Raw genomic sequence first — 13686 nt, forward strand, 5'->3', positions numbered from 1 at the left:
GGCCGATCAGTCGATGTCGGCGCCGAGCGCGGTCAGCTTGCCGCGGAAGTCGGCGTAGCCGCGGTCGATCAGCGAGATACCGTGCACGTCGGACGGACCGGACGCGGCCAGCGCCGCGATCAGATGGCTGAACCCGCCGCGCAGATCCGGCACGTCGATGTCGCGGCCGGTCAGCGGGGTCGGCCCGAAGATCACGGCGGAATGCTTGTAGTTGCGCTGCTGGAAGCGGCAGGGCAGGGAGCCGAGGCACTCGCGGTACAGCTGGATCGTGGCGCCCATCTGAACCAGCGGCTTGGTGAAGCCGAAACGGTTCTCGTACACTGTCTCGTGCACGATGCTCAGGCCGTTGGCCTGGGTCAGGGCCACGACGAGCGGCTGCTGCCAGTCGGTCATGAAGCCGGGGTGCACGTCGGTCTCGATGGCCACGGGCTTCAGGTCGCCGCCCGGATGCCAGAAGCGGATGCCCTTGTCAGTGATGTCGAACTCGCCGCCGATCTTGCGGAACACGTTGAGGAAGGTCATCATCTCGGGCTGGGTCGCGCCCTTGACAAAGATGTCGCCGTGCGTGGCGAGCGCGGCGGACGCCCAGCTCGCGGCCTCGATGCGGTCGGTGAGCGCCGTGTGCGTGAAGCCCTTGAGTTCCTTGACGCCCTCGATGCGGAAGGTGCGGTCCACATCCACGGAGATGATCGCGCCCATTTTCTGCAGCACGCACACCAGATCCATGATTTCGGGTTCGGTCGCGGCGCCGGACAGCTCGGTCTTGCCCTTGGCCAGCACGGCCGCGAGCAGCGTCTGCTCGGTGGCGCCGACGGACGGGTACGGCAGGTGGATCTTCGCGCCGGTCAGGCCGTTCGGGGCGGTGATGTGGATGCCGTCCTTATGTTCCTTGTCGACGGTGGCGCCGAGCTTGCGCAGCGTCTCCAGATGGAAGTCAATCGGGCGGCCGCCGATGGCGCATCCTCCGAGCGCCGGGATGAATGCCTCGCCGAGACGATGCACGAGCGGGCCGGAAAACAGGATCGGGATGCGCGACGAGCCGGACAGCGTGTCCACGTCGGCCACATCGGCGAGCTGCACGTGGCTCGCGTCGATCGTCACGATGCCATTCTCGCCGTTCACGTCCACGTCCACGCCATGCAGACGCAGCAGATCGGACACCACATGCACATCGCGGATCTCCGGCACGTTCTTCAGCACCGACTTGCCCGGTGCGAGCAGCGCGGCGACCATGGCCTTGCTGACGAAGTTCTTCGCGCCACGCACCTTGATCGTGCCGTTCAGCGGCTTGCCGCCCTCAACGTGCAGGATGTCGTCCTTCTGGTCCTCGGCCACGCTAACCTCTTTCGTTCTCTTCAATGGCATCAGTGGATAACACTACCGTTAGTTTGCCACACCGTGTGTGGCGACCCCGTGAAAGGCCCCCGAAATGTGCTCTGAGAGTACCGTTCGTGCCATTTTTCGGGCATACGGCCACTTTCCCTCCGTATACCAGGCTCCAACGAGCCCATTACCCGTGCATCCCCACCGCGCGGTACAGCATCCACGACGCGGCAAACCATCCACCACGTACGAAACACCCCACCGCGCGGTAAGCCGATTTACGCAAACCCCGGAATACGGCCATTCCGCAGCACCGCGCGGTGGAACGTTTACCACGCCGTGGAAGGATTACCGCGCGGTGGAGGGTTTATCGCACGATCCGACTCCCACCACGCGGCAAACATTCCACCGCGCACGAAACACCCCACCGCGCGGCAAGCCGATTTACGGAAACCATGGAATACGGCCAATTTGCAGTACTACGCGGTGGAACGTTTACCGCGCCGTGGAAGATCAGCCACGCCGTGGAAGGATTACCGCGCGGTGGAGGAGCCACCCGCCACGAAACCAGGCCGCGCGGCACTGTGGGGAAGATCACAGTGCCACGGCCATGCCGGTTGGATGTGATCTGGGTCTCATTGCTACAGTTGATTGGACTGGATCAGCCGCGGGCGCAAGGGGCACCCGCGGTATACGAGCAAAGGAGCCTTGTATGACCACAGTTGCCGTTATCGGCTGTACCCACGCCGGCACGTTCGCCACGCAGTCCATTCTCGCCGAGCACCCCGATTGGCAGGTGCACGTCTTCGAGCGCAACGCCACGCTGTCGTTCCTCTCCTGCGGCATCGCGCTGTGGGTCGGCGACAACGTGTCCGATCCGAAGAAGATGTTCTATTCCTCGCCCGAGGCGCTGGCGGCAGCCGGAGCCACGATGCACATGCGCACCGACGTGACCGACGTCGACGTCGCCGGCAAGACCCTGACCTACCGCAGCCTCGACGCCGAAGATGGCGCCACGCACGAGCTGTCCTTCGACAAGCTGGTCGTCACCACGGGTTCGGCGCCGGTGATCCCGCCGGTTCCGGGCATCGATTCCAAGCATGTGCTGCTGTGCAAGAACTAGGACCACGCGATGGTCATCAAGGCCACGGCGAAAAACGCCAAGTCCGCGGTGGTGATCGGCTCCGGCTATATCGGCGCCGAACTCGCCGAACAGTTCTCGCAGGTCGGCGTTACGACGACGCTGGTCGACGGCCTCGACCGCGTGCTGGCGAACAATTTCGACAAGGTCATCACCGATCAGGTCGAGGACGCGTTCCGCGAGCACGGCGTGACACTGGCGCTCGGCCAGAAGGTGGTCGAATTCCGCGACAACGCCGACGACACGGTGACCGTGGTGACCGAGAAGGGCGAATACACCGCCGAGTTCGCGGTGCTTGCGGTCGGGTTCCGCCCGAACACCGATCTGCTCAAGGGCCAGGTCGACATGCTGCCCAACGGGGCGATCATCGTCGACGAGTACATGCGCGCCTCAGTGCCGGACGTCTACGCGGCCGGCGATTCCGCCACCGTGTTCTTCAACCCGACCGGCCGGCACGACTATATCCCGCTGGCCACCAACGCCGTGCGCCAAGGGCTGCTTGTCGGAGGCAACATCGAAACGCCGACGCGCAAGTACATGGGCACGCAGGCGACGAGCGCCGTGCAGCTGTACGATCTGTCGCTCGCCGCGTCCGGCCTGACCGCGGCCGGCGCGCAGCGCCGCGGCCTGACCGTGCACGAGACCTCGCTGACCGACGACTACCGCCCGGACTTCATGCTGACGACCACGCCGGTGACGAGCATCCTGACGTGGGACCCCGACACGCGCGAGGTCAAGGGCGGCCAGTTCTGCGCGAAGGCCGACGTGTCCGGCGCCGCGAACGTGATCTCCATGGCGATCCAGGCCCATTTCACGATCGACGATCTGGCGAACGTGGACTTCCTGTTCCAGCCGAACTTCGACAAGCCGGTGTATTACGTCGGCGCCGTCGCCATGAAGGCCGCGGCCGAGGCCTAGCGCGCGGTCTTGATCTTGAGAGCGAGATCGGCGTCCCACATGGCGCCGGTCGCGCTCATCACCGCATCGGCGCCGGCGGCGCGGTACGACCGGTAATCCTCGGGCGACACCACGCCGCCGAGACCGATGATCGTATAGTCGAGCCCGAGCTTCTCGCGGATCACGGCGAGCCTGCGCACCATGTCGAGACCGGCGTGGCGGATCGCGCGGCCGCATACGCCGCTGCGATCGCGTCCGGCGCCCGGCAGCGCCTGGTTGCCCTGCGCGTCGACCAAGCGGGCGGAGATCGTGTTGATCGCGGAGAACGCCTGCACCGAATCCCGGGCCGCGGTCTCGCGCACCATCAGCTCCAGCGCCGAGTCGTCGACGATGCGGCGGTGCTCGCCCCAACCGCCCTCGACTTCGACCGGGGGCAGATACGCCATCTTCACCGCGAGCGGCAGATCGCCGATCTCGCCCTTCACTGCCTCGGTGATGCGGCCGACCAGCAGCGGGTCGTGGCATAGCAGGCGATTGTGCCCCTCGTTCGGGCAGCTCGTGTTCATCACCATCAGCCCGGCACCGGTCTCCTTGACCAGCCGCGCGGTGGCGACATGGTCAGCGATGTATGCCTCGGTGGTCATGCCCGGCTCACGCGACCCCTGGAAGCTGGGGATAAGCAGCTGGCCGGGGCCCGCCGCGGCGATCGCCTTGCGCATGTCCGGCTGCCACTCGTCGGGATCGCGCGACGGCACGCCGAAGGAGTTGGAGATCGAAATCGGCATCTCGTACCGCGTGTCGGCCAGAACGCCCTCGTCGAGCTCGGCGCTGCCCGGCGTCAGCGAGCCATCCGCGCTTTTCGGGTGCACGGCCAGCACGTTCGGGAACGGGTTGCACCCCCATGCCCGCGAGCGCACGGTTTTGTAGGTCGCCAGATCGAATCCCTTGCGGAACGCGGCCGTGGTGAAGCACTCGTTGAGCAGCGGCCCCGCCGGAATGCCGAACGGCAGGTTGACCCGATGCCCGAGGAACTCGGTCGTGGCCGCCGCGCCAACGGCCGCCGATCCGGCTACATCAGCCGCGCCGGACGCATCGGCCGCGCCGGCGAGCGCCTCCGCGAACGCGCCGAACGGCCCGCGCGCATAATTGTCGTCATAGCTGAGGTTGACGTCGTAGAACGGTTCGAAATCCTGGCCCATCGCTTCGCCTTTCGCAATCATCCGATGCTTCTCACCCGATACATACCGCGCATATCGTTACTACCACGATAAGGCACGGCGTACCGCGCGTGTCGCATCGGACGGACGGCGCCTCGCCGGGCGTCCGCGCGCCGCTTCCGTCACATCAGCGCCACCACGGCGAACGAAACGAGCGCGACCAGCGCGTTGAGCACGCAGAAGGTGATGAAGCGGCCCGACGTCCACCCCCAGTAAGTGCCGGGCGCGGAACGGTTGACGCGATGGTACAGGCGCAGCCCCCACCCGTGTTTCGCCATGATCACGATGAGACCGATGACGCCGATCGCCAGCAGAGCGAGCGAGAATACGGCCTCTCCCGTCGTGCCGAAGCGCATGGCGATCAGGCTGGACGCCCCGCCGATCACCGCGTTGTTGAAAATGTGCAGCGCGATCGACCAGAGCACCGAGTATTCCATGGCCACGAACCCGAGCAGCAGCCCGATGGCGAACGCGAACGCCCCCTGCACCAGGTCGTCGTGGTACAGCGCGAACATGAGCGACGAGGTGAGGATCGCGAAGTTCCTGCCCATCGGCTTGAGTTCCTTCATCAGCACGCCTCGGAACACCACTTCCTCGACGATCGGCCCGACCAGCCCGATGTAGAGCCACATGCTCACGGTGACGGCGGATTGGTCGATGGCCTCGGACGTTGGCGAGACCAGCGACAGGCCCATCGCCTGCAGCGCCATCTGGAGCAGCGTGAATACGGCCTGCGCGCTGATAATCAGCACGATGAACACCAGCAGCCAGACGGGCCGCATCCGGCCGCGCTGGCGATCGCCCGCCCAGAACTCGCGGGTGCATATCGAGCGACGTCGCATGAGCAGCATGAACAGGAAGCCGAAGCCAACGGAGGTCAGGCTGATCACGCCGGTCCAGCGCAATCCGGCCTGCGTAGCCTGTTCCTGCACGCGCATCAGATCGGCGTTCGTATCCGATTCCATGCCGCACACCAGCATCGCCAGGCCGATCGTAAAGCCGACGACCATCGACACCGCCGTGAAGACGGCCTGATAGGCCAGGATCAGCCCGGCCGGGCGGCCCACCGCCGTACGCAGCGCACGGCGGTGCACCCTGACCGGGTCGACGTACGGCTGCGGGTACGGGTACGGCGCATATTGCGGATACTGCGGCTGCGGATATCGCGGCGGCTGCGGCGGGTACTGCTGGTTCGACGGCTGCTGCGGCTGCTGGTACTGGGGCTGCGGCGGCACGGGCTGGCGGGACTGCGACGGCGGATCCTGCGGAGATTGCGGCTGCGGAGATTGCGGTGCGTTCATGCTCATGGCTTCTAGGCTACGCGAATTATCGCAGGCGGGGACACGCTGCCCATATATGTGTACATGTATGCACCCGATCCGCGCCGCCGCGGAGCGGGCAGCGCACCAGCTGCAGCGACGCGGGGCCACGACATGGGGTGACATTGAGATGATTCTTACTACAATAATTGCCATGAGTGCACAAGAAGGCGCATCCTCGCCGGTTTGGGTGGCTGCGGTGGATAACGACCGCATGGCGCTGCTTGCCCTGAAGGGGGTGATGCCCCAATTGCTGCCAGGCTCGCATTGGATGTGGGGCGTCGAAAGCGGCGACGACGCGGTGAAGAGGGCGCTCGACCCCGACACCCGGCCCCAGCTGCTGCTGGTGGACATGTCGTTGGGCGAATCGACCGGCGTGAGCGTATGCCGCAAGATCCGGGCGCGCACCGATCAGGTGGCGCTGCTGGCGATCACCGCCTTCTCCGTGGACACCTATGCCAAGCGCGTGGCGGAGGCCGGCGCGCAGGGCATCGCGTCGAAAGCCGATATTCCGCAACTGTCCAAGGCGCTGCACCGCGTGGCCGAAGGCGGCACCTTCAGCCCGATGCCCGACGTGGCGTTCCGCACCGCCGTCCAGGCGCACTCCATGATCGTCGACGGAGGGGCCCGCGCCGGCAAGGACGCCTTCGCTCCGAACCTCGGCGCGAAGGAAACCGAAACGCTGCACCTGCTTTCGCAGGGGCTGACCTACGATCAGATCGCGGCGCAATGGGGCGTGGCCGCTTCGACCGTGCGCACCCATGCCCACCGCGCCGTGGACAAGCTCGGGGCCCATTCCCTGGCCCATGCCATCGCCCTGTGGCTGGGCCGCTGAACGCGGGTACTAGATCATATTCGCGGCGGGGTCGTTCCAGGGGATTTCCGCGCTCAGTGTCCATGCGCCATCCTGCGCGGTGGCGTGGAGCGTGCCGCCCAGCGCCTCAATGGCCGTGGCCTGCATCGCCACGCCGTTGCCGTGCCGCGTGCCGTGCACCATCGTCTTCGAGGACTCGGTCAGCGCGTTGACCTCGCTGATGCGCACGCGATCCTTGGCGATATCGATGAACAGGTTGTATGCCGGCTCCTGCAGGCCGTCCACGTGTGCGTCCGTATCCGACTGACGCGGCCCCTCCGCGTCGAGCGCGCAGTGCCGAACGATGTTCGCGTAGATCTCTTCGGTCAGGTTCATCGCCGCGCGCTGCACGGGCACGGGAACGTCCGCGTCCGGCGCGCTGGTCAGCCGCGTGGCGCCGTGCAGTCCCAGCATCGCCATGGCGCGGTCCTGATCCTCCACGTACTTTTCCAGCCTGGCGTCGAATGAGGCCGGGCCGGCGGGCGTGCCGGCCGCGGACGGGGTCCCCGGTCCGGCCTCGCCCGAACCGGACGAATATCCCGGGCCATCCGAGGCGGCCGGCCCGGTCCCCGCCGCGGCCGGCCCTGCGCCGGGACGGCCGTCCGTCCCAGGCATCGTCACGGCATCCGCGCCCCCGGCCGGTCCGGATCGCGGACCGGACCCATCCGGCGCGCCCGGGCCGCCCTCTCTGACTGCATTCAGCTCAGTATCCAGTTCGCGTTTGCCGTTCAGCACGTCGATCACCTCATGCACCCGCTCGAGGACATGCTGCGAGCGCTCGTAGATCGAATCGAGCATGGCGGCGTCATCGTCCGCGGTTTTCGCGCGCCAGGCCAGCATCGCGATCGTGGACATGTCATTGGCCACCGCGTCATGGATCATATGCGCGAGCCGTTGTTCCCGGGTGACGCGGCCGAGCATGCGCTCGGTGCGGGCAAGCCGCCTGGTGGCCTGCGTGGTGCGCCGGAACGACACGCCAAGAATCGCCAGAAAACCGAAGACCATCATCTCGAAGACCAACGCGCCGACGAACACGATCAGCTCGTGCTGGGGCATCGTGTCGACGGCATGCGAGGGAGGGGAACTGCGCGGATCGGCATCGGCGAAGGTGTCGAGCAGGCTTTCGACGATCGTCCCGCCGGACGCCCCCGTGCCGAAACGCACGTAGAGCAACGCGTCGACGACGGCGTACGCCAAGGGGAGCAGCGCCGCCACCAGCCGCGGCATCGCATAGCCTGCTGCCAGAAACATGACGATGACCGCGATGCCGTTGATGTTCCAGTACCGTTGCGGCAGGAACGTCGAGGCCAGGCACAGCGCCAATCCGGCCGAGCACGCCGTCTTCGGAGCCACCGGCAGCATCAGCTCGCGGCCAGGCCTCCCAATACGCACAGCATCTGCAACGGCGAGTCCGGAGGGAACAGCACCAGCTGCAGCAGCGTGAGCAGGCCGCCGAAAAACGCGCATTTCTCCAGAAAATGCGGTTCGCGCCACCAGCGCCGCCACCGGTTCCAGCCGGCACGCCAATCGAAGGTCCTCATCGAGCACCACCTTTCGTCACGGACGCGGCTTGTCGAAGCGCACGCCGCGAGGGTCGCTCGGCAAGACCATCAATACGACTTCCAGCAGCATGGCGAACAGCAGCAGCGCCAACAGCGCCAACAGCGCGATGGCCATGGTCTGCACGGACAGCGCCTGAGCACTGCTCGCGATCGCCGTGGAACCACCGACCAACAGCGCGCCGAGCTGCATCACGGTCGGCAGCACCACCCACCAACCGCGTAGATTCGCGTCATGCAGGCGGCGCACCGACAGCGACAGTTCCGGAACGAACCACAGGGTGTACGCCCCGACGACGACCATGTCAAAGGGAGTTCCAGTCCAGTCGAAGGGCGCTTCGGCACCGTACCCCTCGCCGTCGTACAGGAGGGCGCCAACGCCGCAGCACGCCACGAACACCAACAGGACCAGGCGCACCCACCAGTACTCGCGCCGCGAGGCGCGCCCGTCGAAGACCAAGGCCTTGCGCACGAAGCGCGCCATGGCCTGCACGAAGCCGATGCCGTACCAGGGCGCCCACAGCGGCGGGCGGTGGTCCGGCCCGGCCGAGGGCATATCCAACGGCTCTTCGGAACGGCCCGTATAAGGACCCGTCCCATCGGACAAATCCCGGTCGTCCGCATCGTGGCGCTTGAGTTCATCGCTCATGACGCACTTCCTCCGATCCATGGTGCACTACCAACTCAACACCGTATCCGATCACCCGTCCAGCCGGCCGGGCAGCGCCGTCAACGCATGTCCACGGGGAGCCGAAGGCGGTTGACGGCAGCGCGGTTTCCCGGATCACGGCACCCTGATGCGCGTCAACGAACGTGTACGGGCAGGTGGCGGGCCGACCGCCCTTCGCTAGAGTGGGACGAACGACTCGCGAAGAAGGGCACCATGACCAACGCCACTATCACGGATTCCGGGACGCCATACGGCGCAGACGACGGAGAGACGCCGGAAACGGACCGTCCGACCGACGCTGCGGAACGGTCGATCGGCACAGCTGACCGTCCGGCCGACGCCGCGGAACGTCCGGCCGACGCCGCGGAACGTCCGGCCGACGCCGCGGAACGTCCGGCCGACGCCGCGGAACGTCCGGCCGACGCCACACGCGATGCGGCGCGGGCCTCGGACGCCGGCGCCGCGCCTTCCGCCGAGGCCGGAGCGTCCTTCGACGCGGCCGGAGCCGACCTCGGCGACCGGGACCGCGAATGGAGAGCCCTGCCGCAACGCGTGCGGCGCGTCTGGCTGGTCAACGAGGCGTTGAGCACGCTCGCCGCCTTGGCGGTGTGCGCGATGGCCGCCGCGATCTGCCTTGCCAACGGCTGGTGGGATTTCTGGCAGCCGCTGATCATCGGGCTGGTCGCCGCCTACTCGGTGCTCGACCTCGCCTTCCAGCCGCTGCAGACCACATACGCCTATGCCTTCAACCGATTTTCGATCGGCGAAAAGGACCTGCGGCTACGCAAGGGGTGGCTGTTCCGCTCCACGACCACGGTGCCATTCAACCGCGTGCAGCATGTGGACACCAAGCAGAATCCGGTATTGCGGCATTTCCGGCTGACCTCGGTGGTGGTGCACACCGCCGTCGACACGCATGAGATCGAGGCCTTGAACGACGCCGAAGCCGAGCGCGTGGTCGAGCTGATCACCGAGCGCGTGGCCTATGCGAAGGAAGACCTGTGATGGGGAGCGTTTTCGGCACCGCCGGCCGGGACGGGTGGCGGCGGCTGCACCCGGCCGGGCTGATCGTCGCGATGGTGCAATCCGTCAAGACGACGGTCAGCTCGATCATCTCCTTGGCCCTCCTCTTCCGGATCATTCCCGAGCAGTGGCGGGATTGGGCCATGTGGGCGACCGCCGCAGCGGCGGTCCTCATCGCCGCCGGCCGGCCGATCGCCACATGGGCGACCACGCGCTACCGGCTCGACGAGGACAGCCTCACACTGGTGTCCGGCCTGATCTTCCGCAACCGCCGCACGGTCGGCTATGACAAGGTCCACGCCATCAACAGCGCCTCGCCGGTCTATCTGCAGCCGTTCCACGTCGTGCAGCTGACCGTGTCGACCGAGGGAATGGATGAGTCGAGCATCACGCTCGACGCGGTGCCGGCCGCATTGCAGCTTGAACTGGAAACCGTGCGCGCCCGGTTCCTGGCGGACGGCCGATCGCGGGGCGAATCCACGGCGGATGGGGCGGACGCGGCGGACGCGGCGGCCGTCGCCGGCATCGGTTCCGCGATACCGGCGACGGTGGAGGCATCCGGCCTGTCCGGTGTATCCAGTTCCGAACGCCCCGCAACGGACGGAACCTCGCGCGGGCAGGATCAAGGCGCCCTAAACAGCGGGGGCGCTCCGGTGTTCCGCGCGTCGGCCACCGATATCGTGCTGTTCGCGATCACCGATCTGGGGTTCCTCGCGGCCGCCTTTGTCGTATACGGCTTCATTTCCCAGCTGCGGGACGTGCTGCCCAAACGGTGGCTGGAGAACGCGGACCAGTCAGTCGACCGGATCCTCGCCCGGGGCCTGGCCTCGATCGTCATGATGGTCGCGCTGTGCCTGATCGTGCTGCTGATCGTCAGCGTCGTGTCGTCGCTGCTGCGTTCCCACAGGTTCGAGGTATGGCGGCGCGGCGACGACCTGGTCGTGGTGCGCGGACTGCTGACCCGCCGCGTCACGACGGTGCCGGTCAGCCGCATCCAGACCATCGTCATCCGGCAATCCGTGTTGAGAAGACCGTTCCGACTGTGCTCGGTTGGCCTGGGATTGAGCTCGTCGACCTCCGGCGAGGACAACGGCGAGGGAAGCCTGGCCGTGGCGAACATCCTGCCGGTGATCGGCACGCCGCATGTGGTCGGGGTGCTGCGGGCCATGCTGCCCGAATGGGATCTGCACCAGCCCGACATTCACCGGACCGGCAGAGGCTTGGCGAGGTATTACCTGGGCATGCCCGTGGCCGTCGGCATCATGGCCACTGGCGGCGCGGGCGCCGTGTTCGCTCTGTTGCGGAGGATGTCCGTGATCGACATATCGTACTGGTGGCTGGCGGTTCCGCTCATTGCGTGCGCATGCTGGTCGACGAGCCGCTGGTTCGCGTCGCGCATCGAGGGATTCGCGCTGCCGGACGGCGACCGGCCCGAGGGTACGACGCGTGAGACCGGATCCATTGACGATGCCGGAGCCGATGCCGGGGCGCCGGGCGTTCCGGCATGCCTTGAGGACTGCAGGGCATGCGTCTCCGTGCTGCCGCACCGGATCGCGGCGACCGGCGTCAGAGGGGTGTCCTGTTTCACGGTGTTCACGCGGCGGTCCCGCGTACAGTCGTTCCGCAGATCCACCACGGCATGGCGGGCACCGCTCGGCATCGAACGGGTGGTCATGCCCCTGTTCGTCATGAACGGCCTGTCGGAGCTGCGGTTCCGGTTCATTCGGCGCGCGGACGCGGACCGGCTTGCCTGCTGGGCGGAACAATAGGCCCTGCCGAAACACCGATCGACGCGCTTTTGCGCAGCAGTGGCGAGTTGTCGGTGCGTGGGGTCGGAGACCGAGGCGTTTGTCACGATTCAACAGCGCAATGGAACGTTCCAATCCCCGTTTGCTACTCGACCTCGCACCGACAACTCGAGTCTTGAGCGCATTGGCACCCCGATGAGAGTCCGACAGCCGCCTCCCCGCGCGTCCGGTGTTCGATACTGTTCGGATACTGTTCGCCATAGTTCGGTATGACGAGCACATCCGACGGCTCGCGCCGCAGGTTCGTTCGTCTTGCCCGATTCCCCGCATTGGGAAAAATTATCCGCGAAATAGGCTGAGAGGAGGATTACCGCGAATGCCCGGTATCAAGCCGATTCGCGCATCCTCCCCTCAGTCGGCTACGCCGACAGCTCCCCTCAGAGTGAACTGTGCCCCATTTGTTGGACGTGGTTTATTTATAGGGTACCCGGTCAAGCGGTGGGGAACGTGTTGCGGAATTCCTCCGGGGTGCGTCCCTCGAGTCTCGCCTGGCGTCGTTTGGTGTTCCAGTGGACGATGTACGCGTCCAGCCCGGTCCTGAATTCCTCGAAGGAGGCGAACTCGCGCCCGATGCAGAACTCGTCCTTGAGGTGGCCGAACACCTGCTCGGTCGCGGCGTTGTCCAGGCAGTTGCCCTTGCGGCTCATCGACTGGCGGATGCCCAGTTCCTCCAGGCGGGCCCGCCACCAGGAGTGCTGGTACTGCCAGCCCATGTCCGAGTGCAGGATCGGGGACACGCCTTCGGGAAGACGGGTCTCGAGCATGGCCAGCATGCGCTTCTGCTGGGCCAGATCGGGATGACGGCTCACGTCCCAGGCGACGATCTCCTTCGAGCCCATGTCGTACACGGGCGCGAGGTACGCCTTGCCGCCGGCGACCCTGAACTCGGTGACGTCCGTGCCCAGCTTCACCCACGGGGCGTCGGCCGCGAAGTCGCGTTCCAGCAGGTTCGGCGGCTTCGCGCCCGCCTCGCCCCGATAGGAGCTGTACCCGCGGTGGGGGTTCGGCCGGCGTATGACGCACTCCAGGCCCATGCGGCGCATGACCTTGAGCACGCTCTTGGAGCTCACCGTCACGCCGAACTCGTTCACGAGGCACATGCGCACCTGCCGGTGCCCGCACCCGTTGGGCGTGCGGTGGAACACCTCATCGACCAACGGCTCGATGTCGGGCCTGGTGACCCGCTCGGGATGGGACCGGTGGTAGTAGTACGTGCTCCTCGCCAGTCCCGCGGCCCTCAGCAGGAGCGGAAGCGGATGGCCAAGCCCCGCCAGCGCCGAAACGATCACCGTTTTCTCCCGGTTGGTGATCTCGAGGCCGGCAGGGCCAATGCTTTTTCCAGGTATGCGACCCTCGCCCGCAAGAACTCGTTCTCCTCCCGCAACGCCCCCTCGGGCGTCGGATCCGGCTCCGGCCTCGGCCCCGATCCCCTGGGCCTGCCCCTGCGTCCCGGTCTGAGCGCCTCGGCCCCGCCGGCCCGGTACGCACGACACCAGGCCTCCAACGTCGTGACGCACGCGATCGCGTACCGCTCCATCACCACGGACTTCGCCACTCCCCGGTCCACGTGATCGCGCGCGGCCGCGACCTTCGTGTCCCAGTCATAGCTCCTGTTGCCCCCGCGTTTCGCCATAAGCGCCTCCCGTCCGCCGACCCGATACGCCAGCGACCATTTCTTCGCGGTCATCACCGGCATGCCAACCCGACGCGCCGCGGCCTTGTAACCCAACCCCTCACCAAACAGGGCGGCCACCGAACACCTGAAAGCATCATCATACCGACGCCTGCGATCTGCACACACAGAAAACCACACCTCCAATCATCAAACATGAATTACTCCAGTCCAACAATCAGGGTGCAGTTCAGAGAGGGGAGC

The 13686-nt window shown here is 66.5% G+C and carries 11 protein-coding genes and 1 pseudogene; 4 read left to right on the forward strand and 8 right to left on the reverse strand.

Annotated features, from left to right (window positions below; translation table 11 throughout):
• Positions 1–6: 6 nt before the first annotated feature.
• On the reverse strand, positions 7–1365 hold the full coding sequence (gene murA / locus BBSC_RS10875; protein ID WP_046726256.1) for a UDP-N-acetylglucosamine 1-carboxyvinyltransferase: 1359 nt from the start codon (positions 1363–1365) through the stop codon (positions 7–9).
• 670 nt (positions 1366–2035) lie between these two features.
• Here murA and BBSC_RS10880 point away from each other — a divergent pair.
• Positions 2036–3382 (forward strand): annotated as a pseudogene (locus BBSC_RS10880) (FAD-dependent oxidoreductase).
• On the opposite strand, the gene BBSC_RS10885 reads toward BBSC_RS10880, so the two are convergent.
• A complete protein-coding gene (locus BBSC_RS10885) occupies positions 3379–4560 on the reverse strand; it encodes a diguanylate cyclase (RefSeq protein WP_033518818.1) in 1182 nt (393 codons plus the stop codon). The pseudogene BBSC_RS10880 and the gene BBSC_RS10885 overlap by 4 nt on opposite strands.
• A 140-nt stretch (positions 4561–4700) precedes the next feature.
• On the reverse strand, positions 4701–5885 hold the full coding sequence (locus BBSC_RS10890; protein WP_144414475.1) for a CPBP family intramembrane glutamic endopeptidase: 1185 nt from the start codon (positions 5883–5885) through the stop codon (positions 4701–4703).
• Between the two features lie 166 nt (positions 5886–6051).
• On the opposite strand from BBSC_RS10890, the gene BBSC_RS10895 reads away from it, so the two are divergent.
• Positions 6052–6732: a response regulator transcription factor gene (locus tag BBSC_RS10895; RefSeq protein ID WP_046726254.1), complete on the forward strand. Its 681-nt coding sequence runs from the start codon at positions 6052–6054 to the stop codon at positions 6730–6732.
• Between the two features lie 9 nt (positions 6733–6741).
• Here the strand turns inward: BBSC_RS10895 and BBSC_RS10900 are convergent, their stop codons facing one another.
• The 3 genes from BBSC_RS10900 to BBSC_RS12910 are packed head-to-tail and all read right to left on the reverse strand — an operon-like array spanning position 6742 to position 8958.
• Positions 6742–8103, reverse strand: coding sequence for a hypothetical protein (locus BBSC_RS10900; RefSeq protein WP_144414476.1), 1362 nt, complete (start codon positions 8101–8103; stop codon positions 6742–6744).
• 8 nt (positions 8104–8111) lie between these two features.
• The gene (locus tag BBSC_RS10905; RefSeq protein WP_033518815.1) at positions 8112–8291 is read right to left on the reverse strand and encodes a hypothetical protein; all 180 of its coding nucleotides are present in this window, start codon (positions 8289–8291) and stop codon (positions 8112–8114) included.
• Positions 8292–8307: 16 nt separating this feature from the next.
• Positions 8308–8958, reverse strand: a complete 651-nt coding sequence (locus tag BBSC_RS12910) for a DUF805 domain-containing protein (RefSeq protein WP_051923298.1) — start codon at positions 8956–8958, stop codon at positions 8308–8310.
• A gap of 234 nt (positions 8959–9192) precedes the next feature.
• Here BBSC_RS12910 and BBSC_RS12915 point away from each other — a divergent pair, with 234 nt between their 5' ends.
• A complete protein-coding gene (locus BBSC_RS12915) occupies positions 9193–9984 on the forward strand; it encodes a PH domain-containing protein (RefSeq protein WP_051923299.1) in 792 nt (263 codons plus the stop codon).
• Positions 9984–11771: a PH domain-containing protein gene (locus tag BBSC_RS10920; protein WP_033518812.1), complete on the forward strand. Its 1788-nt coding sequence runs from the start codon at positions 9984–9986 to the stop codon at positions 11769–11771. Before BBSC_RS12915 ends, BBSC_RS10920 begins: the two co-directional genes overlap by 1 nt.
• A 470-nt stretch (positions 11772–12241) precedes the next feature.
• On the opposite strand, the gene BBSC_RS10925 is transcribed toward BBSC_RS10920, so the two are convergent.
• The gene (locus BBSC_RS10925; RefSeq protein WP_081893131.1) at positions 12242–13096 is read right to left on the reverse strand and encodes an IS3 family transposase; all 855 of its coding nucleotides are present in this window, start codon (positions 13094–13096) and stop codon (positions 12242–12244) included.
• On the reverse strand, positions 13096–13611 hold the full coding sequence (locus BBSC_RS10930) for a helix-turn-helix domain-containing protein (RefSeq protein WP_033520085.1): 516 nt from the start codon (positions 13609–13611) through the stop codon (positions 13096–13098). The genes BBSC_RS10925 and BBSC_RS10930 overlap by 1 nt, the downstream gene beginning before the upstream one ends.
• Between the last annotated feature and the right edge of the window lie 75 nt (positions 13612–13686).

This window comes from Bifidobacterium scardovii JCM 12489 = DSM 13734 (assembly GCF_001042635.1).
GTDB lineage: Bacteria > Actinomycetota > Actinomycetes > Actinomycetales > Bifidobacteriaceae > Bifidobacterium > Bifidobacterium scardovii.